23 protein-coding genes, 1 tRNA gene and 1 pseudogene are annotated in these 22,712 nt (G+C 39.2%); 11 read left to right on the top strand and 14 right to left on the bottom strand.

All coding sequences use genetic code 11. From position 1 onward, the window contains the following. Positions 1–39 precede the first annotated feature (39 nt). Positions 40–642 (bottom strand): DUF5052 family protein, encoded by a 603-nt coding sequence (locus tag H541_RS0107050; protein WP_026501704.1) that lies wholly within the window; start codon positions 640–642, stop codon positions 40–42. A 257-nt stretch (positions 643–899) separates the two neighbouring features. Here H541_RS0107050 and H541_RS0107045 point away from each other — a divergent pair, with 257 nt between their 5' ends. Further along, complete coding sequence (locus H541_RS0107045; protein ID WP_022796622.1) at positions 900–1,208, top strand: hypothetical protein; 309 nt, start codon at positions 900–902, stop codon at positions 1,206–1,208. Between the two features lie 95 nt (positions 1,209–1,303). Further along, a complete protein-coding gene (locus H541_RS11900) occupies positions 1,304–1,639 on the top strand; it encodes a DUF5960 family protein (protein ID WP_022796621.1) in 336 nt (111 codons plus the stop codon). A gap of 420 nt (positions 1,640–2,059) precedes the next feature. Here H541_RS11900 and H541_RS0107035 read toward each other — a convergent pair. The 7 genes from H541_RS0107035 to H541_RS0107005 all read right to left on the bottom strand — a co-directional run bounded on the left by H541_RS0107035 (position 2,060) and on the right by H541_RS0107005 (position 8,404). After that, positions 2,060–2,132 (bottom strand) — tRNA-Lys (locus H541_RS0107035). 72 nt (positions 2,133–2,204) lie between these two features. After that, complete coding sequence (locus tag H541_RS12805; RefSeq protein ID WP_022796620.1) at positions 2,205–3,491, bottom strand: GNAT family N-acetyltransferase; 1,287 nt, start codon at positions 3,489–3,491, stop codon at positions 2,205–2,207. 18 nt (positions 3,492–3,509) lie between these two features. Continuing rightward, complete coding sequence (locus tag H541_RS0107025) at positions 3,510–4,208, bottom strand: beta/alpha barrel domain-containing protein (protein ID WP_026501703.1); 699 nt, start codon at positions 4,206–4,208, stop codon at positions 3,510–3,512. 129 nt (positions 4,209–4,337) lie between these two features. Continuing rightward, the gene (locus H541_RS0107020) at positions 4,338–6,029 is read right to left on the bottom strand and encodes a glycoside hydrolase family 13 protein (protein ID WP_022796618.1); all 1,692 of its coding nucleotides are present in this window, start codon (positions 6,027–6,029) and stop codon (positions 4,338–4,340) included. An 11-nt stretch (positions 6,030–6,040) separates the two neighbouring features. Then, complete coding sequence (locus tag H541_RS0107015) at positions 6,041–6,382, bottom strand: Spx/MgsR family RNA polymerase-binding regulatory protein (RefSeq protein WP_022796617.1); 342 nt, start codon at positions 6,380–6,382, stop codon at positions 6,041–6,043. 21 nt (positions 6,383–6,403) lie between these two features. Further along, positions 6,404–7,930 (bottom strand): amidase family protein, encoded by a 1,527-nt coding sequence (locus tag H541_RS0107010; RefSeq protein ID WP_022796616.1) that lies wholly within the window; start codon positions 7,928–7,930, stop codon positions 6,404–6,406. Between the two features lie 18 nt (positions 7,931–7,948). Beyond that, complete coding sequence (locus H541_RS0107005) at positions 7,949–8,404, bottom strand: NUDIX hydrolase (protein WP_022796615.1); 456 nt, start codon at positions 8,402–8,404, stop codon at positions 7,949–7,951. A gap of 265 nt (positions 8,405–8,669) precedes the next feature. On the opposite strand from H541_RS0107005, the gene H541_RS0107000 reads away from it, so the two are divergent. Beyond that, positions 8,670–9,224: an NADPH-dependent FMN reductase gene (locus H541_RS0107000; RefSeq protein ID WP_022796614.1), complete on the top strand. Its 555-nt coding sequence runs from the start codon at positions 8,670–8,672 to the stop codon at positions 9,222–9,224. Between the two features lie 160 nt (positions 9,225–9,384). Here H541_RS0107000 and H541_RS0106995 read toward each other — a convergent pair whose 3' ends face one another. Both H541_RS0106995 and manA read right to left on the bottom strand, forming a co-directional pair. Continuing rightward, positions 9,385–10,188 (bottom strand): Cof-type HAD-IIB family hydrolase, encoded by an 804-nt coding sequence (locus tag H541_RS0106995; protein ID WP_022796613.1) that lies wholly within the window; start codon positions 10,186–10,188, stop codon positions 9,385–9,387. 12 nt (positions 10,189–10,200) lie between these two features. After that, positions 10,201–11,148 carry a mannose-6-phosphate isomerase, class I gene (gene manA, locus H541_RS0106990; protein WP_022796612.1) on the bottom strand — a complete coding sequence of 316 codons (948 nt, stop codon included), beginning with the start codon at positions 11,146–11,148 and terminating at the stop codon, positions 10,201–10,203. A 195-nt stretch (positions 11,149–11,343) separates the two neighbouring features. On the opposite strand from manA, the gene H541_RS0106985 reads away from it, so the two are divergent. The 6 genes from H541_RS0106985 to H541_RS0106955 all read left to right on the top strand — a co-directional run bounded on the left by H541_RS0106985 (position 11,344) and on the right by H541_RS0106955 (position 17,642). After that, entirely contained in the window at positions 11,344–12,273 is a 930-nt protein-coding gene (locus H541_RS0106985) for a diacylglycerol/lipid kinase family protein (RefSeq protein ID WP_022796611.1), read from the top strand. A gap of 77 nt (positions 12,274–12,350) precedes the next feature. Then, complete coding sequence (locus H541_RS0106980) at positions 12,351–13,526, top strand: AI-2E family transporter (RefSeq protein ID WP_022796610.1); 1,176 nt, start codon at positions 12,351–12,353, stop codon at positions 13,524–13,526. A gap of 57 nt (positions 13,527–13,583) precedes the next feature. Continuing rightward, complete coding sequence (locus H541_RS0106975) at positions 13,584–14,141, top strand: SOS response-associated peptidase (RefSeq protein ID WP_022796609.1); 558 nt, start codon at positions 13,584–13,586, stop codon at positions 14,139–14,141. Between the two features lie 192 nt (positions 14,142–14,333). After that, positions 14,334–15,488 (top strand): hypothetical protein, encoded by a 1,155-nt coding sequence (locus H541_RS0106965; protein WP_022796607.1) that lies wholly within the window; start codon positions 14,334–14,336, stop codon positions 15,486–15,488. Then, on the top strand, positions 15,485–16,666 hold the full coding sequence (locus H541_RS0106960) for a hypothetical protein (protein ID WP_022796606.1): 1,182 nt from the start codon (positions 15,485–15,487) through the stop codon (positions 16,664–16,666). The genes H541_RS0106965 and H541_RS0106960 overlap by 4 nt, the downstream gene beginning before the upstream one ends. 70 nt (positions 16,667–16,736) lie before the next feature. After that, positions 16,737–17,642: an ABC transporter ATP-binding protein gene (locus H541_RS0106955; RefSeq protein WP_026501702.1), complete on the top strand. Its 906-nt coding sequence runs from the start codon at positions 16,737–16,739 to the stop codon at positions 17,640–17,642. A gap of 120 nt (positions 17,643–17,762) precedes the next feature. On the opposite strand, the gene H541_RS0106950 is transcribed toward H541_RS0106955, so the two are convergent. The 4 genes from H541_RS0106950 to rlmH form a co-directional block, all read right to left on the bottom strand. Further along, entirely contained in the window at positions 17,763–18,944 is a 1,182-nt protein-coding gene (locus tag H541_RS0106950; RefSeq protein ID WP_022796605.1) for a hypothetical protein, read from the bottom strand. Positions 18,945–19,298: 354 nt separating this feature from the next. Then, on the bottom strand, positions 19,299–20,618 hold the full coding sequence (locus tag H541_RS0106940; protein ID WP_022796604.1) for a DUF2254 domain-containing protein: 1,320 nt from the start codon (positions 20,616–20,618) through the stop codon (positions 19,299–19,301). Between the two features lie 71 nt (positions 20,619–20,689). Next, a complete protein-coding gene (locus H541_RS0106935; protein ID WP_022796603.1) occupies positions 20,690–21,136 on the bottom strand; it encodes a DUF4385 domain-containing protein in 447 nt (148 codons plus the stop codon). Between the two features lie 174 nt (positions 21,137–21,310). Then, entirely contained in the window at positions 21,311–21,790 is a 480-nt protein-coding gene (gene rlmH, locus H541_RS0106930) for a 23S rRNA (pseudouridine(1915)-N(3))-methyltransferase RlmH (RefSeq protein WP_022796602.1), read from the bottom strand. A 148-nt stretch (positions 21,791–21,938) separates the two neighbouring features. Here rlmH and H541_RS13225 point away from each other — a divergent pair, with 148 nt between their 5' ends. Both H541_RS13225 and H541_RS13830 read left to right on the top strand, forming a co-directional pair. Beyond that, positions 21,939–22,115 carry a hypothetical protein gene (locus tag H541_RS13225; RefSeq protein WP_022796601.1) on the top strand — a complete coding sequence of 59 codons (177 nt, stop codon included), beginning with the start codon at positions 21,939–21,941 and terminating at the stop codon, positions 22,113–22,115. Between the two features lie 153 nt (positions 22,116–22,268). Then, positions 22,269–22,421 (top strand): annotated as a pseudogene (locus H541_RS13830) (potassium transporter TrkG); the annotation flags it as partial. Positions 22,422–22,712 lie beyond the last annotated feature (291 nt).

Genomic DNA, 22,712 nt, shown 5'->3' with positions numbered 1-22,712 from the left:
CTGAAGGGAGTCTAGACACTAGTAAGTTCAACTAAACGTTTATTCTAATAACGCTAAGTCGTAAATGGTATAGTCACATCGATAAACAAATAAATACTGACCATCAATCAAAAATCCCGTACTTTTAGGCACATCAGTGCTATACATCGACACTTTATCCCCAGAATAGGTAGCTAGTGGTGTGCCATTTTGGCTTCTGATCAACAAGACTTTCTGTTTCCCTGTAAAACTATTTTTGAAATCATTCACCATCGTGTTGATGACCGGAACGCTACGATCTTGGTTCTTAATATCAACGGTCTCCGCATATTCTTCATACACATTTTCTAGTCCAGTTTCAGCAACGATCATGGAAGATCCGACATGGTGCATTTCATTGCCACCCACTGTGATCTGAATGACATCACCCTTTTCAGTCGAATCACCATCCGAGCTATCAAATGTTGTATCACGTTCTATCTTGACAGACTTCCCTGCGATTTGATCAATCATCTGACTTTCTTCATCATAAGTTTGAACGACCATATCCAAGCCTTTAAAGTTTTCTTCAAAGCCTACAAACCATATTTTGATATCTTGACAACCTGCTAATGCCACCGCACAAATAACAGCGGACACTATGACTAGCATTTTTTTCTTCATAACAGATGTCCCCTTCTCTCTATTCATTCTGCTCACTCTATCCACTCTATGTTATAAAGTTTACAAGATTTCCCATGGGAGAGCCATACTCCTCTAGTTGTCTCTTATAGATGTCTCTTATAGATGTACCTTATAGATGTCTCTTATTTTTATTTTAATCAACTCTTCTTTTAATCAAATCTAAAGTGGTTAGGCATAAAATATTCACATTTTTCTCCTATGATTGTATCAAACATCAAGAAAGGAACGTGGCTGAAATGACAACTGAACACACTAAGACACCTAAAAGAGCAAACAATACGGTATATAATGAGATAGACAATACAGTAGGATCAGAACCTTTTTTAGTGAAAGAGTTGGAGCAAGATATCAAACAATTTGGTGACTTTGATGTCTTGGCTATTTTCGAGTTTGTTAAGGGCGCAAAACATTACATCGACTACTTATTCCGTGGTGATTCGCATGTGTTCACTCGAGCAACAAATTTTGAAGAACAAGCTGATGTCATTTCCGCTAAAAAGTTATTATCGACTCTAAAGCACCAAAATTTAAATGCTTTAGCCTAATTTGTTTTACAAATAGAACATTTGTTCGTATACTCTAGTTAAGATTCTTTATTTTTAGACGATATTAGACAATCTTAACAGAGGAGGACTAGCAGATGACTGTCGCACAAATTGCCTACCACAAACCACAAACAGATGCCTTTGAAAAGTTTTACTTTGCACTCAGTCGTTACCCAAGACCTTTAGCTTATATCCAATCTACATTCGTTGAAACCATGGAAAAAACCGGCGTCCCTGCTTTCAAGCTCCCCAAAAAGTATAGTGCCAATCACAAAGATGCCTGGTTCGTGTTTAAGTTATATAAAAAAGACTACGGTCATGTCTATCTCTTTGACCGTGTTATCGTCGACGGCTTACCTTTCTACCAATTTGACCCTGACAAAGACTACAGACACTGGTATGCCCCACAAAAGAAAAGGTTGACGGTCTAATACCGCACAAAAAGACCGCATCTAAGGCAAAGAAGATGCGGCCAGTGTTGGTGATCAGGTTTCCCTGTCACAATTCATTCTATCGGAGTTGACAATCTGTATCAATCATAAACTATATGAAATTTGTAATATCCGACCAAAGTCTGAGAATGCTTACCTAAAAAGTTACTAGGTAGGTGTTTTTTTTTGAGAATTCTTCAGTAAACTCTTCCTTCGACATAACCGCAGTCTAAAAAAACCTCTGAAGGTTTTTCGATTATTTCACAATTGTTTGTCAGCAACAACTCAGTGTGCAAACTAAGAGGATCGCTTCTTGACTAGAACAGAACAATTTACAGAACAAAAATAAAAAACAGTCTTAGAAACTCGTTAAGACTGGCTTAACAACAAGGTTTCTAAGACTACATACAAAAAATATAATGGGCTGTGAGGGGTTCGAACCCACGACCCGCTGATTAAGAGTCAGCTGCTCTACCAACTGAGCTAACAGCCCAAATCTCGTAACATCAAAATATGCTACGAGAACCATTTTACTCTAAATGAGATGAAATGCCAACCCTAAAACTTAAAAATGTTCTGTAAAATAAAGCGGTTGTATATCCGCTAGCCATTCACGCAATATTGCCTGTTGGTTTAACGATAAAAAATCACTATGTTCAAAGAGCCACTGGTCGATTGACTGGTGGCCCAGTAGTAAACCACTCAATTCGTTTATCGATAGTTTTGGCAATTGAACACTAGCTGTGGGGGTTATTGTGCTATTTGTTGCAGTCCCTTGTGTTAACTCATCGTGTTTAACCACATAATTATTTCCCAATCGATACACCCCTGTATTCCACGGAGCAAAACGGTCTTCTATGGGTAAGACTATCTCTTCTTTCACCGGATGTATTTTTAAAAAGACGGTCAAAAAGTCTGCAACAGAGACAATTCTCCCCATGAATGGTGTTGTCAATTGGTAAGTCACTTGTGGATCATTCAGATAATGGCCTACTTTTTGTGATGGTTTCACTGTTCCCTTAATAGTGAACACATTTGAGCGATGGCTATGCAAGAACCGCCATAAGGTTTCATCTGCTACGACTGAGCTCGCATGGTATTCAGTAATCGTAAAGGTCGTTTCTTCTCGTCCGTAAACACAAAAGCCTTTAATATCATCATTATCGTCAAGCGCAAAGGCTATGAAGTCATTTGGTTGTCTTCTCATCAACCGTTCCCACCAGAATTTTTCCCGTTTTAATCTCCCATGGTCTTTAGCAACTTCTTGGTTAAAATAGCTAATCAGCTGTTCAAATGTCACACCATTTTGGGGTTTTGGATCTAACTGACTAGCGTCGCTCTCTATCATCAGTTCGCTAAATTTTTGACGTTTGACGTGATAGAGTTCTCGCTCACCAGTAATTTCACTATTGACGTTCCCCTTGATTTCGTTATAAGGAGCACGTAACTCGTAATGGAGTGTATCAAAGGCTAATTCCCAGCCAAAATGGCGGTAGTAGCCTTGAGAAAAGGGCTCTAAGAAGGAAACGAGCTGGCCATTCTGATGCATCTGTTCTAATGCAGTGGGGATAACCCGCTTCATGACACCACGTTGACGGTATTCGGGATAAACAGCTACAAACCCGACACCAGAAGCCGGAATAATCTCACCATATAAATTCAAGTGAAAGGGAATAATCGATAATTGTCCCATCAATTGGTCATTGTCATATTCCCCAATATTTTGCACAATCGTCAACATTTCCCGAAAATCTACTAACTTATTGCCACTATATGGTCGCGCAAAAGCATAATTGAATAGTGACACAACATCCTCATTACGATCGTTTGGGATCATGATTGGATCTGACATCTCATTACCTCATTTTCGTTAATTATTTTGACGATATTTGTCCATGATTTCACTGAAGATATCGGCTGCACGTGGTGGTGTATAAGTGATAGCATTGGCTCCAGCTTTGATAGCTGCTCTAATCGTGTCATCTGTTGGACCACCGGTTGCAATAATCGGAAACTCTGGGCCCACTTTTTTACGGATTGAACTGACAATCTCTGCTGTTTTCTTGGCACCAGAAACATTTAGGATAGAAACACCAGCTTCGATTTTTTCCAAATAATTAGCTCTTTCATCTACTACTGTTGAAATAATTGGTACATCAACTACTTTTTTGATTTCAGCAATAGTTTCTAAATCAGTTGGGGCGTTAACGACAACCCCATAAGCACCCATCAATTCTGCTTGTAAAGCAATTTGAGCAGATCGTGGCCCGTTTGTGAGACCACCGCCAACGCCAACAAAAACAGGAACCGATGCTGCTTCCAAAATTGCATGGTTAATCGCCAATTGTGGTGTAAATGGATAAACTGCAATCACTGATTGGGCATTATTATTTTTGATAATTGCGACATCTGTTGTAAAAATAAGAGAGTTGATGCGGCGTCCCAAAATAATAATACCTGAGGCTTCGCTGATCGATTCTGGGACAGAAATCATTCGTGACCTTAATTTTGAGGATACAACTGGCGTATATTTTTTAGTTTTTTGACTTTCTGTGTGTTCGCCGTTCATTGTTTTATTATCATTCACTTGGATTGACATAATCAAACCCTCCTTGGATTGTACGGTGTAAATGCCCACCGCAAGCTACGGTTCCAATTGTTGTTTCCTTTTCCACCTGATAGTTACACCTGAAAGTATTTACCTATTTTTTAAGACGATTACGCCGTATGGTGCCAATGAAACCTTGCCATTTTCTACCGTATTATTATCGTTTTCGATGACGACTTTCCAACTAGGCGAGACCTCTACATAAACGTTTTTGTTCTGCCCGCTAAGGTTGCACAGGACGAAAGCTCGCTCGTTATCCCATCGTCGTTCATACACATAGGTCTCTGTTTCGCTTGCCACTAATTCCCAATAGCCATATAAAAATAAATTTTCTTTCTTTAAGTCGAGTAGCTTTTGATAAAAATAGAAAATCGATTCCTCTTCTTTTAATTGGTCCGCAACATTGAAACCGTTCTCAGCATTAGCCCTGATCCAAGTTGATTGATTGGCAGACGTGAAGCCTACGTTAGGCGCCTCATCCGTCCATTGCATCAATCCTCTGGCCGCTAATTTATGCGTTTGATTCAAGTTTGAAATAATTTTCCAATCCGCATAGCCCAACTCATGTGACCTTGCCACAAAAGAATGAACATCTGCTGCCGGAAAATCAGAAATACTATCAAATTGCAGATTTTGCATGCCTATCTCTTCACCATAATAAATTAATGGGATGCCTTTTTGCAGATACATGGCGGCCCCCAACATTTTCGCACACTGGGACCGATTAGCAGTGTTAGTCGTGCCAAATCGTGTCAAGGCTCTTGCCATATCATGGTTACTCAAATATAGAACTGGGCCACCATTTTCAGCCATAGCGCTTTGCCACTCGACCATGGCATTTTTAAACCCTTCAATATCCCATTCGCCTTCTTGGAACCCCCAATCAAGTCGGTGATCCTTCATTTCTCCACGTTCAAAGAAATAGCGAAAAGTGATGACGGCATCGCAACCACCATAGTCAGGATCACAGTACCAATTAGCTAATCCTGGATGTGCTGAGCTAGCTTCTCCGATAACAAAAGCATCAGGATAATCTTCTCGTATAGCATCACGCCACTCTTTCATATACTGATTGACACGAGGTTTATTAGAATAATGCTCCTCAGCTATCCCAATTTCTCCAGGAGCAAGGTGGTCAAGATCAGGATAACCTGCTGTCTTATCGATATGGATGAAGGCATCGACTCGGAAACCATCAAGACCCTTCGCTAGCCAAAACTTGGCGATTTTTGTCATCTCGTAACGAACATCTGGGTTAGCCCAATTTAAATCAGGCATGTGCTTATCAAAGAGGTGGAAATAGTATAAATCCCCATTTGGTTCTTTTTCCCAGGTTGAGCCCCCAAAAAAGGACTGCCAATTATTAGGCGGCAGCGTCCCATTCTCTTTCCCTGCTTTAAATACATAAAAGTCGCGATAAGGACTGTTTAGATCCGTGATTGCTTCTTGAAACCACGGATGCTGATCCGACGTATGATTAACCACAAAGTCAAAAATGACTTTGATTCCATGGGCATGAGCTTCCGACAACAATCGTTCCACATCTGCCATCGTGCCAAAACTAGGATCAATCCGATAATAATCTGCTACATCATAGCCGTTATCAATTTGAGGAGACATATAGATTGGGTTGAGCCAGATCATATTAATCCCCAATTTTTCAAAGTAGTCTATCTTGTTAATAATGCCTTCTATATCTCCTGCACCATCTTGGTTACTATCTTTGAAACTTTTAGGGTAAACTTGATAGATTTTTAAACGGTGCCACCATTTGACTGCCATACTGATTCTCCTTATAACATTTTTTCGATGTCGTTGCCTACAAAGACTTTATCCGTCATCACCAAGATAGGCCTTTTAACGAGCATCCCATTAGTTGCTAACAACTGATATTGTTCTTCTTCACTCATTTGTTTTAATTTATCTTTAAGACCTAGCTCACGATAGACCGTTCCACTGGTATTGAAGAAGCGTTTTAAAGGAAGTCCAGAGAGTTTTCGCCACTGCTTGAGTTCAGCTACCGTTGGGTTTTCTGTTTTGATATTTCTGTACTCAAATGGTATGCCTTTAGCTGTCACTTCTTTTTCGATGCGTTTACTAGTACTACAGTTTGGATATCCTACAAATGTTGTCATATGACCTCAATATCTCCCTTATTACTTTTGACTGGTTACAAGAACTCTTTTTTGAATCGTTTTAGCTAACGTATATCCCATATTCAGTAATGCTCTGTCCTTACCAATGGGAGCCACAATTGAGAGACTATGCGGTTTGCCATCCGCACGTCTCCCCATAGGGATAGTTAAGGTCGGAAGCCCCGCTAACCCTAGTTGAGCGGTCAACACATCATCCATAAAAACAAGGTAATCAATCCTTTTCGCATTGAAGAATTGGGCAATTGCCTCTTGAATTATTTCAAGTGACACTTTTTGACCAACAGTATTTGGCTTAACTTGAAAGGCTTTGACTAGTTTACTTTGGCCAAAACGCACTCGTTGTTTTGGTTTTTGAAGATTATAGGCAATCAAATCTTCAAGACCTGTCAAGTGTGGGACAGACAATTTCTCAAAATAATTTTTTAGAGACGCTTTAAATTCCGTTAGTAACACTTGATCGAGCGATTGGCTGAACTGTGGCAAGTTATCCATATTTTTCCAACGAGCTCCTAATTCAGCTAACCTAGTTCTAACATAGTTGAGACCGACCTCATCACCTTTTGTATAGACACCAACCTGTTTCCCTACCAGTTGATCCTTCTGACTAGTGATTCCCACTTTTTGCGCATCAGTATCGACCAAATTGTTATAAAGTTCGGTCACATCGAGCACCGAGCGGCCAATCACGCCGATAGTATCTAAATGACGATTCAGCGGAATTAGTCCGTCTCCAACTCTATCGCTCTTGTCCGTTACTGACGGTGTAAAGCCAACTACTGACATAGCAACACTTGGCTTCAGGACTCCCCCATTTGTTCCTGTCCCAATTGCGCCGACTGCTAAATCGGCTGCCACTGCAACCGCAGATCCGGCACTCGTACCACCTACTGACCAACTTTTGTTTAATGGATTGAGTGTTTGTCCCTTAACGCTTGAATAGCCTGCTGGTAATGCATCATCGACAGCTCCTGCTAACTCTGTTAAATTAGCTTTTGCAAGAATAATAGCGCCTTTTTCTATAAGCTTTTCAACAACTGCTGCATCCTTCTTAGGGCGATAATACTTCAATAAGACAGTCCCTGCACTGGTTGCAATATTTTTGGTTTCAATATTGTCATTGACCACGATCGGTAAGCCGTATATGCCACCTTGGGTATGGTCATACGAGTCATCGGCTATTTTAGCGGAAGCAAGAGCATCCTCTGCCACACTAATAATGGCATTCGTCCCATTATCACATTGATCCATTCGACTGATTCGATATAAATACATGGCTGTCAACTCTTCATAGGTGAAAACATCTTCATGTCTCAAGTATTGAATCGTATCGATAGATTGATTTTTAACGATTTGCTCGATAAAGCTTAAACGTTGCACCTCATACCCTTTCAGTTGCTTACTCAAGGTTGATGCCACACTCAAGCGGTGGTAATTATAACGCTTAACTTGCTTATTGCGTGCATAATGAACCGCAGCAACGAGACCAACTGCACCTACTGTCACTACAAAAATCTTAGATTTTTTCATAAGAACATCCTCTTTTCGTCAATAGGATTCTTTTGCAACTAGGTGACTATTTTCATCATAGACTAGCTTGAGATCAATCATCTTCTCTGTGTGAATTAGCGGATCAAGAAACAGGCGGTCGCCATCCCAAAGCTCTAAATCAAATAGTTCATCCTGTGTCACCCACTTCAATACACCCTCATTACAGTCTCTTAGATCTGTTTCCTCCAACGTACCTGTATAGAGAAATAGATAATCGGGATCATGGTCCGCAAAGATAAAGGTAATAATCCCACGATACTGGTAAGAAGAGAGGTGCTGTCCCGTTTCCTCAAGCACTTCCCGTTTCAAGCACTCAGCAGGACTTTCGCCGTATTCCAATTTTCCGCCCACACCGATCCATTTATTATGATTCACATCATGCTTTTTCTTGGTTCGATGAAGCATCAGATAGCTGTCGCCATCCTTTAAATAAGCTAATGTCGCTAACCCCATTCGATCACTCCTTAACATGTCGCCTATAGTATACCAAATGACTAATGTAGATAGCACTACAGACGAGTCTTTGAGCAAAAATTTATATAAAACCTTACAAAAAATCTCATTCGAGATCAAATAGTTGCATTTTTTATTCAAGTTGACTATCATATAGTTATAACTTACCAAAAGTAAGCGAGAATAATCATGACACTGCTAAAGGCTTTGAGTATCGCTCAAATCGTTTGGTCGTCTCAATAAACCTAAAAGGAGAATCACTATTATGACAAAAAATGTTGGTATTTTAGTTGGAAGTTTACGTCAATCTTCATACAGTAAAAGCATTGCAAAGGAATTTTCTAAATTATTCCCAGACGGTTACAACCCTATCTTCTTAGACATTAGCGAGCTACCTCTTTATAACGAAGATCTTGATACAGAAGGTAATGTTCCTGAAAGTTGGACAGCATTCCGTGCAGCAGCGAAAGACGTTGATGCCTTTTTATTTGTCACTCCAGAATATAACCGTTCTGTCCCAGGCGCATTGAAAAATGCATTGGACGTTGGTTCTCGTCCATATGGGCAAAGCATTTGGGATAAAAAAGTAGGGGCTATCGTCAGCCTATCTCCTGGCGCTATCAGTGGTTTCGGTGCCAACCATCATTTACGTCAATCATTAGTTTTCTTAAATGTTTTGACACTGCAACAACCAGAAGCTTACCTGGCACATGTTGATCAACTCTTAAATGAAGATCGGTCAATCAAGGAAGAAGGTACTGTTAAATTCTTCCAATCTATCGTTGATGCCTTCGTAGACTTGATCGAAAAGAACGCTTGATTTCATTAATGAACATGATTCACCAGTAACATAAAGAAGGGAGAAGGATGTGACGACATATCGTCATTTCCTTCTCCCTCTTGTTTATGATCACTAAACGTGTTGAAAGCTGAAAATTACTTCTTCAGTTAAACACTCGTCTTTGGTTAAAAACTCGTCGTCACTTAAGAAATTGCTCAATCGTTTTAAAAACCCCATTGTCATCGTTAGATGGTGCCTCAAAACGAGCAGCTTTTTTAACTTTTTCGCTTCCATTAGCCATAGCATAGCTATATTTTGCCAATTTTAACATTTCCAAATCGTTTTCACTGTCACCAAATGCCATTAATTCGTCAGAATGAACATCCCAATCTTTTAAAAGAGCTTCGATACTTGATCCCTTATGTTGTCTTGGAATGATCAAATCGATACAACCAAAGCCACTCGTTACTGCAGTCAATGCATCTTCGGCAAATACCTTTGCAATATTGGTTTTCACCTCGTCCACCATTTCATCCGGCAATACTAGAGCTACCTTGACGATTGGTTCATTGATGTGGTCTTTTAAGGCGTCAACACGTTCTAAGGCGTAGTAATGCCTATCTGCAAATTCCCGCGCATAATCAGGTGCTGAGGATTGAATATAGGCAGTCTCAGGCCCACATAAGATAACGGTCGTCTCCCCGTATTTTTCATGTAAGAACGTGATGATTACTTCTAATAGGTGTTTTGAAAATGTCTTTTTTGCAGAAAGCTTCCCATCTAGTACAACTACCCCACCGTTTTCCGCCACAAAAACAATCGATTTATTATCCTCTGGGAAAAAGGATTTTAGTTGCGCATATTGGTTACCGCTCGCCACAATGAAGCGTATGTTCTTCTCCTTCAAGGTCTTGAATAACGGCTTAAACCCCTCTCGGTCGTAATCTTGATGAGAGTTTAAAAAAGTACCATCCATATCTACTGCTATTGCTTTGATCGTCATAAATCCCCCGTATTATTCTTCAGAATTTGAAGTGATAAGTGTCAAATTGCCTGTGATTTCAACCGTTTTAATGCCATAAGGTAGTATAAAACTACTGCCAGCTGCTAGAGGGTATGTATGGTCCCCTACTGTCAACTTACCGGATCCTTCAACCACTGTGGCTAGTGTGTAATCTGCTGTTAACCCGATCGTCAAATCAGTCATGACTTCCCACTTATTGACCGAGAAAAAGGCACTACTAACTAACTTAGTGACTGTCGATGATCCAAATTTTTCAACCTCAAAGTTATTTTTGGGATCTATAGCCGGTACTGTCGTGACATCGATTGATTGTTTCAAATGCAACTCACGAAGGTTCCCTTCATTATCCCGTCGATCGTAGTCGTATAAACGATAAGTCGTATCAGAACTTTGTTGTGTCTCAAGGATTAAAATCCCTTTGCCAATCGCATGGATTGTCCCACTAGGCACAAAGTAAAAATCTCCTTTTTTGACTGGCACTCTGCGGAATAGTTTATCCCATTCCTTTGCAGCAATCATATCCTTTAATTCTTCTCGCGTTTTTGCTGTGTGTCCGTAAATAATCTCGGCACCCGGTTCAGCATCGATAATATACCAACACTCAGTCTTTCCTCGTTCATTTTCGTGTTCTAAGGCATAGGCATCATCCGGATGGACTTGCACCGACAGATCGGCTTCGGCATCCAAAATTTTGATTAAGAGTGGAAACTTAGCTACTTTGGAGTGATTGAATAACTCTTGATGCTGCTCCCAAAGCTCGTTTAACTTCTTTCCTTTGAACTCGCCATTTTGAACCACTGAAACACCATGTGGATGAGCTGAGATTGCCCAATCTTCCCCAATTTGATTACTAGGCAAGTCAAACCCAAACACAGAATGGAGACGTTCACCTCCCCAAATCTTGGACTGAAACACTGGTTCTAGAAAAATAGGTTGCATAACACTGATCCTTTCTCTGGTTCTTTACTTTATTTTTGAGGTATTACTATCTGTTAGAATGACTCGTAAATGATTTGTTTATACCTTATTTGTGAATTTGCTTATCATATGTTTTTCTATTTCAGTATAGTATAATCGAGTCACGAAAACAAAAAAACGTAACAGTTAAAAGAAGTATTTTAAAGGTGAAGAGTAATGACTAATCTAGTAAGATATGGCATCTTTTTTAATCCGAATTCTGGAAGTGGAGAGAGTCAGGATATCATGGAGCGAGCAGCGGAACGTCTCAAGGAAAAAGGGATTGTTCCCGTCTCGATTGCCGGAGAAGATGCTGAGGATGCTCTTCTAAAAATCAAAGAGTCTATTGACAGTCTTGATGCCTTGATTGTCATTGGTGGTGATGGGTCTTTGAACATTGCTGGAACTGCTTTTCTACAATCGAAGAAGACTATTCCCATTGGTGTGATTCCAGGAGGAACAATTAATAACTTTGCTAGAAGTTGGGGAATTCCTTTGGATGAAGACGAGGCCATAGCAACCATTTTAGGAGATCACACGACGACAGCTGGGATCGGTGAATTGACGGACAATGACGGATTGGTCAGAGCTATTATCAGTTCTTTACTTGTTGGTCGTTTGGCTGATATCTCAAACGAAGTCAGACAAAGTGAAAAACGAAAATATGGCTTACTGGTTTATCCCTACAAGGCTATCAAAAGCATCGGAAGACAAAAGTCACACCTTATCAGCTTCAAGACCGACAACGAAACGCTATCCTTAAAAACGTGGATTGCTGTTGTCACGACGAATAAAACCGTTGGTGGGCACACCTATCTTGAAGAAAACAGAGATGCTTTTCACGTCACGATTCTACATAATATGAGGCTTTCAAAGTGGTTCTCTTATATCTACTTTGCGTTGACCGGGAGGTTGAATCAATCACGTGCGAATACCTTCTTTGACACACAAACCTTAGACCTTATCAATGAAGACACACGTGAGATAGCCGTTCGTATCGATGGTGATAAAGGCCCCACTTTACCCGTTTCTTTACAGTGGTACTCTCATTACTTAACACTGTTTACACCAGCCCCTAAGCCGTCTGATAAGGGCAACAGCCACTAAAAATGCTATACTTATAGCATATAAAATGCACTCTATAAAAAAATACTGCAAACAAGTACTGCAAGGAGGAATTTGTCATGGACAAAGGGACACAGACAAGATGGATCAAGTTTTTAGGTGGTTATAACACCTTGTTCACTCTAGTGGTGGGCTGCTTACTCGCCCTATTGATTCTCATCTTCAACACTGTTAATTTTATTTTTCAACCTTTCTTGACGATTGTTTTGACAATACTGCCTCCAATGGTTTTCGCACTGATTCTTTATTACATCATGAACCCCGTTGTGAGTTGGTTAGAAACCAAGAAAATCAAGCGCATCTATGGTGTAATTGGGTTGTATATTGTCATCGGGATCCTATTAGTATTAGGAATCGTTAGCCTCGTACCGGTTATCCAAAACCAAGCTATCGATCTTTATAATGAACTTCCTAATCTGTATACGAATTTCCAAAAAACAATCGTAGATTTCTTTAACGACACACCTATTGCCTCAAATCTTGACCAAATCAATGATGCTATCAATAAGGCCGTTCAGGAATTTTCAGATTTTTCAGGTGATTTTTTGCAACACGGCATCAGCGGTATCGGGTCAGTGTTCTCAGCTGTTTCAACGTCTGTGATCACGCTATTTACTGGTCCAATCATTGCCTTTTTCCTATTGAATGATCCCAAAAAATTCTATCACTCTATCTTAACGATTATTCCGCCGACTTGGCGTGGCGATTTCAGCGAAGGAGCGAAAATCGCTAACCAACAAATTGGGGCTTATTTGAAAGGTCAGATTATTGCATCGTTACTGTTAGGTGTGATGTATTGGCCAGTCTTCTTACTCATAGGCTTAGAATTCTCTGCCATTATCGCCGTTTTTGCAGGAATATTTAGCATTGTACCTTATATTGGATCCTTTGTTGCCTTCTTACCTGGTCTATTTGTAGCCTTCCAAGTTTCAAACGGTATGGTGATCAAGTTTTTAATTGCCTGGTTCGCTATTCAAATCATTCATGGAGACCTTGTTGTCCCACGGGTAATGGGGAATCGATTACAAATACATCCCATCACAATTTTGGTTGTTTTACTCGTAATGGGGGATTTAATGGGGCTAGTTGGTGTGATCTTCGGGATACCAATCTATACGATTGTCAAACTGATTGTGATCTTCATTTTCCGGAAATTCAAACAACGGTACAACAAATACTATGGCGACAAGGGAAATTATGAAAAAACGACCTTCTCAGAGGACGACTACTTCTAGGAAAGTAATCAAACACTCGTAGCTCTCTTCGCTGGCTCATGCGTTAGGAGGGAAAATATGTGTGGCCGCTATTTATTTACCCCACAAGAAATCGCTAGTTTAAAACGCATCTACGAATTGGCACTGGCTGCTGGCAAAAATGTCAAGACAGGCGAAGTGTTTCCCAGTGATACCACAGCTGTTATCGTGGCACAGGACCAAAAAGTCGCTGTCTCAGGCATGCCTTGGGGGTTCCCAGGATTTAAGGGTTCCCAGTTGATTATCAATGCTCGTAGCGAGTCGGTCAATCATAAGCGTTTTTTCAAACATGCTTTTAAAGAAACCCGCTGCGTTTTCCCCATGACTGGTTTTTACGAATGGAATAGGCAAAAGAGTAAATTCTTATTCACCCTAAGTCAAAATCCCGTTTTTGTCTGTGGCTTTTACCGCTACTTTACTATTGGAGAACGTAGCATCATCTTAACAACTGCCGCAAATGATTCTGTTTCGCCTATCCATGATCGTATGCCTCTATTACTACCCAAAAAATTGATCAAGACTTATTTGATGGATTCGGACTTTGCCACCAATTATTTAACAGCATCCATGCCAGCACTTGCTATTCATGATTCTTAACCTTATCGAGACTGTAACACATTCCTGTTACAGTCTCTTTTTTATCCCCCTCTTCTGCTACTGTCTCCATCACACCTTTTGATACCTTTTTTTGATAACCGTTTTTGGTAAGATTTCTTGACAAGTTTTTCTCAACCTTCTAACTATCAGTTATGGTATGCTTGACATAATTTCAGAACTGAGAGGTATTGTATGAAAACACTTATCAAAAGCGAATGGTGGATCAACCGTAAGAAAATAGACTATAAGATAGGCTTCTTTGCTATTATGTTGATTGCTATTGGTTGTTTATTTTTTTATAAGTTCAGTACGCTTGATGATCTTGAGCAAGAGATGGACCGCCAACAGACGATTGTTCGTTCAACTTTGACACAGTTTCAACGTATCTCATTAAGTGACACTGAACAAGTCACACCATTGTATGAGAATATCGTCTTACAAAGTCGAATGATTGAGACGGCACGTCTAGGAATCATTGTAGAATCCCCTGATGTGTATTATAAGGGAATTCTACAGCTAGCTCAGTTGAGAGATAAAGCCTATAGTATGGAAGATAATGATAACGTCTTAGTAGTTCTTCCCTCAAAGCGAGAAAATGATCTTACCTTAAAAACACTAGTTGCCTTAGAAGACAAGAGCAATTCTTTTGCTACCTTCGCAAAAAACGCCGGTCACTTTGTGTGGTGGTTCTTGTCTTTCTTTTCTCCTCTCTGGTTCATCATTGTGGTATTGATCAGTAGTGACCTATTATTGAACGACCGATCACACCTGACGCTCATCAATGGCTATCCTTTCTCCAAAACAAAGCTCCTATTAGCTAAAGTTATCTTCAACGTAACCTATTTTTGGGGACTGTTACTCTTTCTCTTAGGACTATTGTTTATGACTAGTCTGGCATTTGGTTACCGTAGTTTTGTTGACCCTGTTGCGATCACCACAGGTCAAGGCATCTCTACTAGGCCACTCTGGCAAGTCATGCTTTTCATTTTTTCTTATCTAGCAGTTCTGACACTAGTTGTGGTGTTATTAAGCGTTCTATTGAACCTTGTGACAAAAAACCGCTACATCACGATTTTAGGCAGTCTGTCGGTTGGTCTAGTGGGTTATTTTCTACCACAAATCAACTATTTATTACCGTATGGTCCTACAAACATCATAGATCCCGTCTCCTTATTAGTGGGGCAAGTGTCCGAAACGAGTCGCCAGCCACTTTATCTACCGCAGGGCTTTTTAGCGGTTCTCTGTTATGGTGTTCTCACTATTGGATTGATTGCATTGACATACCTCATCAAAAGTCATACCCATCACTCTCGAGCTACAAGAGACACTGTAGGAGGTAACGCATGAGTTATTTGAAATGGGACTTAAAACAATGGTTTACGAATCCTAAAAATAGTGTCATTTATATTGTTTTCCTTCTCGTAACACTCTTTTACGCTTTGCGGATTGCACCATCTTATGCTCCTGTTGAGCGGATTGATCCTGCCGAAATAGAAGCACGATATAATGATAGTGTGGCGTTCATTGAGCGAATCGAATCGAATACTGATGCTACATACATGCAAGCTTTAAGCAATCTTCCTCAAGTGAAGAAACAAAGCATCATCGACAGAAAAAGGCTAGATGCCTTAGCGGCTAAAGACTATCGCAGTTATGCTGTAGCAACCGCCGAATGGTACAACACCAATACCATGGGTCCTTATAAACCAGAGTACTATACTGGAGGGAATATCTTTTCCGACAAGGAAGGCTTTTTTGCCTATATTCAAACAGCGAAACGTTATGAAGGCTACACCAACCTTGACATGACGATCACGCCTGAGATATTAGAAGAGCGAACTGCTCTTCAAACCTTGCAACGCCTATTATCCTCAGGATTACTTGTCTTCTTATTGCTGATCGTCCTAGTGTTATCAGCTGATACCGTTCTACGAGATCGTACCCACAAGACAGTTTTAGGCGGATTCCCTTTGACGTCCTTGAAGCAACTTTTTGCTAAAGGGATAACGATTGTGATTGGAGCAACGACATTATGGGTGCTTATGATTCCAGCCTTTCTGATCATCGGTTTTCAAAAAGGATTTGGCTCATTAGCCTTCAAAATAATGGCTTATAGTTATGGCCCTAGCGGTTTTGGGGTTTATGACACTATCTCATTAGGACGATTCTTTACTTATATCGCACTCTATTGGCTTTCTTGGTTGTTTTTACTCATACTCCTTTCTTTCGTAATCAGTCTAGTGTTTAAGTCCGAATTTCTGATACTTTTGAGTGGTATCTTACTATTCGCCTCACGAACTTACTTCATTAATGGGACTGTCCTCAAACCAATATATGCCTACAGCCCGCTATCTTATGTCGACCCAGCTAATATTATCACAGGTGCGACGAACTACCTCGTGTCTACTGACCTATTGAGTGCTTGGAAGGGATTAGTAGTGATTAGTTTGACTAATCTGTTATTACTCTTTGTCGTTTGGTTACTGACACGACGGACTAAACCACTTGTGATGCAATTTCGTTAGTGTGTGGTTTTAGCCGTTCGTTTTTTAATGAAAGTCTGGTTTTTGTTCAAGGATTCAAGGAGGAAAGTAAATGATCGAACTAGTAAATATCTCTATTACCTTTGGAAAAAAGGTCGTACTAGACCATCTATCGGAAAGCTTTAAACCCGGTGAAATTATTGGGCTAGTTGCCCCTAATGGAACTGGGAAATCTACTTTGATGAGTATTATGATGAATTATATCAAACCTGATGAAGGTCAGGTGATTTTTAAGGAAGGACTACAATATACCTCGCCTCAGAAAACGGCTAAGATACATGAGATGATTACAATGATGCCTAGCCAACATGATCTCTATAATCACTTGAGTGGATTGGATCATCTCAAACTATATCATCACATTTGGTCAAAAACGAGCCTCCCGATTGATGAGGTCGTTGCTGCCTTACAGATGGAGGATTATGTCTCACAAAAGGTTGGCGGGTATTCTTTAGGGATGCGACAACGCCTTGGTTTTGCCATGCAGATCATAGCAAATACACCTATTATGCTGATGGATGAAGTGATGAATGGACTAGATCCTGACAACGTATCACTTCTTTCCACTCTACTTGTTAAAAAAAGAGCTGAGGGTAAATTGATCATCATTGCATCACATCTATTGGAAAATCTGGAACAGTACGCCAACAAAGTCTTCTTTTTAAAAGATGGCAAAGTCATCTACCGAAAAAATTATGACACACCAGATCAAAGTGAAGCATTATTCATCAAATTCAGACTCCCACTAGATACCGTGGTTGATGCTATTTTTAAACAAATCATTCCCGAAGAGCCCCTACAACGAGTTGGAGGTAGTAGATGGGCGATTGCTATTTCAGACGTTGGGGAAGAAAACGCAGACCGCATTCAAAAAGTCCTCTGGCATTACTACCGTATCCCAGTCACCATTGGCCCATTGGACTTACTAGACCACTATGCCCTTAGTTATGGCGAGTAATATCGTTCAGTAGCAGTCTGTAGTTTTTGGGAATGCCAATCACTTATGATATGCGTGATCATATCATTGGCAACTGCGGTTTTTAGACTTTTATGATTTCTTCGACTATAGAATTCATTATTAATCACAAATTTTTATAATGTTTACGTTCTCTACTATATAATAATCCTCACAAATGAAATCTCCATATTCGTTAGATAATTGAGGATAGTTTGAATTTTCTATAAAAATATCAGGCGTAAGTGAAACGATCAGAATTTGCTTTAAATTCTTTCCATTATTAATTAGGTCATCTATTTCGTCTTTTTTATCGACCCGAATTAATTCTTTTTCAGCATCAAAAACATATTGATTATCTGTAACTTTAATCGTAATTTCTTTTAAGATATTATTATGTAAATCATTTACATAAAATGGCTTTAACTGAAAAAGAGCTAATATATTTTCTTTATCAACCAGTTTCAGTGCGCCTAGACTCATAATTCCTTCATTAATGATTTTATTATCGTCTACACACAAAATATTAGCGAACATTTTTAGATGGTTTTGTAGTTGTTGCAATGAATAGAAGCTTTCGATCGCATCATGGTATGTCATTGCTACTGATCCTTTGTCTATATTAATTATAGTTTGGTTATCGTCATCAAACTTGGCATTCGTATGTGCTCCTAGATGGCGTAACTCACTATAATAAGCATTTTCGACAATTTTAGTAAATTCTGCCAAAGATGCTTTCTTTTTTAGTTTATCTCTAATATCATTTATAACTACACCTTTTTTAATATTTCCTCTGTTATCTTCATAACGACTAAAATTTTGAATCAATGGCTCATCTATAAGGCCCTGTGTTATCCAAAACAAAATCTTCATTATTTCTGTATTTTCATACGAGCTTTGAAAAACACTAAGTAAGGTAGGGTTGAACTTGCTTTCTGAGTTTCTATTGAAATCTAATCTATAAGTAGAGTAGCTTCTATTTAATAATCTATCCCAAAAATCTTCATCTTCGTCAATTCTTACTTTTAATTTTAATTTCTTTGCATATGACAAATTATTTAATTGAACCAACACTTCATAATCGACATTGGTGTCGCTAGCTAAAGCTATTTCCGAAGTTAAGGACGAAGTGTAGAAAGTTAAAGCATCAATAGGTTTATTATTAGCTGAAAAATATAACAAAGATTCTGGTATTAAATTTAAGTCTAATTTGTCTCGCTTATTTAATGAACTCAGATGGTGATAATAATATAATTTATCCTTCAGTTTACGAACTTTATCATCATAATATTCTAAGTCACTCATAACTATCCCCTTTTCTAATTACTTTTGATGCCCTAAACTATAATATCATCTACTTATGATACGCATGTTCCATTATAATGCGACACCTTCTTTTCCAGCAAGTTTACCGACGGATGTGTGACGGTTTGGTTTTGGGAAATATTAGCCAGAAAAAAAGTACATCTCAGGGGTTAAACCTTGATGTACTTTCTAAATTAATGTGATACCGGCTATAGGGATCGAACCTACGGCCCCCGCGTTACGAGTGCTATGCTCTACCAACTGAACTAAACCGGCATTCTTTGTGTTTTGAACTAAAGAGAATATTATAAACCTTTCAGCGAAAAATAACACAGATAGTTTTCAGTTTCAAGCTCATTCCTCTAGCTCAGGATGGTTAATCCCTAGAATACGTTGTTGGCGTTCCTCGATATTTTGAATATCTAGTCTTTCCGTAAAATTGGGACTCGTTAGATTAAACAGATAATTACTGTAATCCTTAATATAGTTTAGCTTCTTAGGATGTGCAGAATAAGCAACTGTCAACAAAGAGTCAAACAGTGCCACCACTCCAGAAATATCTTGCTTCATATAGTGAATTAATTGCCAATAACTTTCATATAAGTCTTTTGGAAAATTATTGAAATCATAAATCACGTTACCTCCCGAAGAAAATGTCTCATCAGTGTCTTCGCCCATTACCACAAACCTTCCTGGTATACTGGCAAATTTTGAATCCAACAAAGCCTTGTAGTTTAAGATATAAATGGCGGTATTAGGATCATTTATGCCTGGCGAAACCGCCCTCAGAGCTACTTCAATCAATTTAGCTCGAGCAAAATTTGGATCGTACATAGAAGAAGGTTTTTCTTCATAAGTTAGGGTGCGGTTTATTGCCGCTTGGAGCTGTGATTCATCTTTAACTTTTCGGTTAGTGTATAAATCGACTAGCGGCTGATTTGCGGAAATAAACTCTCCTATTCTTAGATGTAGCACTATGGTGCCTTTGAATTCCTTGCTCAGTTCAACTAGTCGATTAAAATTAATATATTCAACATAACCACTCTCGTTAGCCTTTACTGTGAAGATGTGTAGCGTGTCTATTTGAGGAAGATGATCCAACAAAGGCATTTCTTGAAAGTATTCAATCGTTTCATCCGCAACTGACTCGGCCTCCTTGTACAATTTAGTCACAAGATGGTTCAATTGTACGGATATTGCCACATTATAAACGAACTTCGTAAAATAAAAAACGCAGGCAAGGGCGTACAATAAGGCAATGGAGGCCGAAACAACCAAATATTCATCTTCTGAATTGCGCATAAAAAACAAAGAGGAAAGACAATAAATAAAACCACCAAGAAAAATCCCCAAAGTTTGCATAGATGTTTTCTGTAAGAGAAAATTCTCAACAGTCCGGGGACTGAAATTAGATGAGTAGAACGAAATGACCGATAACATCGTCCCAAACGTGAAGGTTGCCACTGAAAAAAGGGAACCCGCTAGCAGGCTCAAGATTGATTTGGCCAGATTGACGCTCGTTAGAAAAACAGTCGGGAAATAGTCCACCACATTTATCATTCTGGTGTCGAGCAAGATAACACCAATCGCTAAAATGAAAGAAAAGAGCACGCTCCCTCCTAGAATAAGCCAAATACGTTTATCTTCAAAAAATAAGCCAAATGCCTTGACCATGTTCTATAACCCCTCCTTTGATAGAATTATTTTCTCTATTATACCACTCGCTCCTTAGGAATGACTTCTTTTCAGCCGTACTTTTTCTGATGTTCTTTCTTCAACTTTAAATACGCTTCATTTTCCCTCAGAATTTTCCACTTCTCTTCAAAAATGGTAGCTGACTTTGCTTTTTCTTCGTCTATTATTCTTTCTTTTATGTCGCCATTTTCATCATATTTGCGACCACCTTTGTAATTGGCGTAACGTCTAGATCTAGTGTAGCCCATTTGAAGAAACTTCCGACTCATATCCATACCCGCAAAATCACCGGCTGCCTGGTAATCCAAAAACAGCTGGTAGATTTTGTCAGAAGACACTTTAGCAATTTCTGGAGTCTTAAAACGCCAATGTGGTAGTATCTCGCTTTTATAAGGTTCTACCAGAAGCACCCCTTGTTCTCCTCGGCCCACTCGATACAATTCAGGCTGGTCCCGGAAGTTTATCTTAGCGAAATCCAGTTCATAATCAAAGGCCATGTTACCCCCCTCATGTCGATCCATTTCACTTTTTCTGTTTAGTTTTGTTACTAAACATGACGTTAATTTTGTGTTCCAGGCAACTATCTTGTCTGCTCCTAACCGGAAGACAAAAAAGTTAGATTCGTAAAGGTCTCGCTAACATTTGTCTGTAAATTGTTTTCAATTTTATCATCATTTATGATACGCATGTCCTGCGTTGATACGACAAGTTCTATAAATTTGCTCTGTCAACACTAATCGCATCAACTGATGAGGCAAGGTTAGGCGTCCAAAGGATAGTTTTTTATCAGCTTGTTGCAAGACAGCTGGGCTTAATCCTAATGACCCACCAATAATGAATACGATATGGCTTGTTCCATAGGTCAGATGGTCCTTAATTTCACGCGCCAGTTGTTCTGAGGTGTACAGTTTTCCTTCAATCGCTAAGGCATAGACCAAAGCTTCTTTTGGTAACTTTGCCAGGATCCGTTCGCCTTCTTTTTCTTTGATTTGCTGGTTAACCTTATCACTCGCATGATCTGGCGTAGGTTCATCAGCTACTTCTATAATATCAAATTGTGTGTAATTCCCCATCCGTTTCGCATATTCATCAATACCTTGAAGGAGGTATTTTTCTTTTACTTTTCCTACGGCTATGATTGTCGTCTTCATCTTGATATGGATCCCCTTTTTAAGATGTTGTCAGTTGTTCTTTTTTGAGCTATGTCTAACATAACACACTTTTATATCAGGTAAAAAGTGCAATCATCTGGTCATTCTTTTATAATGAATTATAAGTCACATTGAGGAGTGGTTCATCGTGTTCCTTTTGATTAGCCGTATGACCGGTATTCAAAAAATCATTGCGAGTTTTATTAGCTTGATATTACTAGCTACCTTTCTTTTTGCATTACCTATTTCTAACTTACCAACATCTGAAGCAACACTCTTCGATCATTTATTTACGGCAATTTCTTTCGTTTGTGTGAGTGGTTGATGAGTGTTCCCTTGACTGAAACTTATACGGCCTTTGGGCAGATCATCGGGATGATTTTCATGCAGATTGGTGGATTGAGTTTAGTAACAATTCTTGGTTTAATCATGATGTATTTAAAGCAACGATTATACCCAGATCTATTCTGGATCAGCGATGCTTTATCTTATTCAAATGCTGATTGGCGGTTCTCCTGGAGGTACTGCGGGTGGGATAAAAACAACGACGATTTTAGTCGTACTACTTTTCTTCTATCACGAAGTAAGAGATTTAAACCACGTCAACATTTTTAATCGAACTATTAACCCGATAGTTTCGCCTTGTTCATACATTAGGAATATTGTTTCTCGCTCATTCATGGTAAGATGTGTGTATGGATTCATAGCTTTCTCCTTCTAATAGTTGGTTGGTACATCTATTTTATAGGAAAACTATGGATCTTTTTTTTATTTTATTATTGTTGTTGCACTTAAATTGTAAATTCGTCACCAAAAAAATGGGTAGGTAAAACAATCCATGCCCTCAATTTACTACAACGATACCAAATGAATGTGCTTGGTTTTAGACTTAAAGCTAATGAATCCCTAAATATCACTTTTA

Source organism: Bavariicoccus seileri WCC 4188 (assembly GCF_000421665.1).
In the GTDB taxonomy this organism is placed as follows: Bacteria; Bacillota; Bacilli; order Lactobacillales; family Aerococcaceae; genus Bavariicoccus; species Bavariicoccus seileri.
This window is presented reverse-complemented; position numbering and strand designations above follow the sequence as displayed.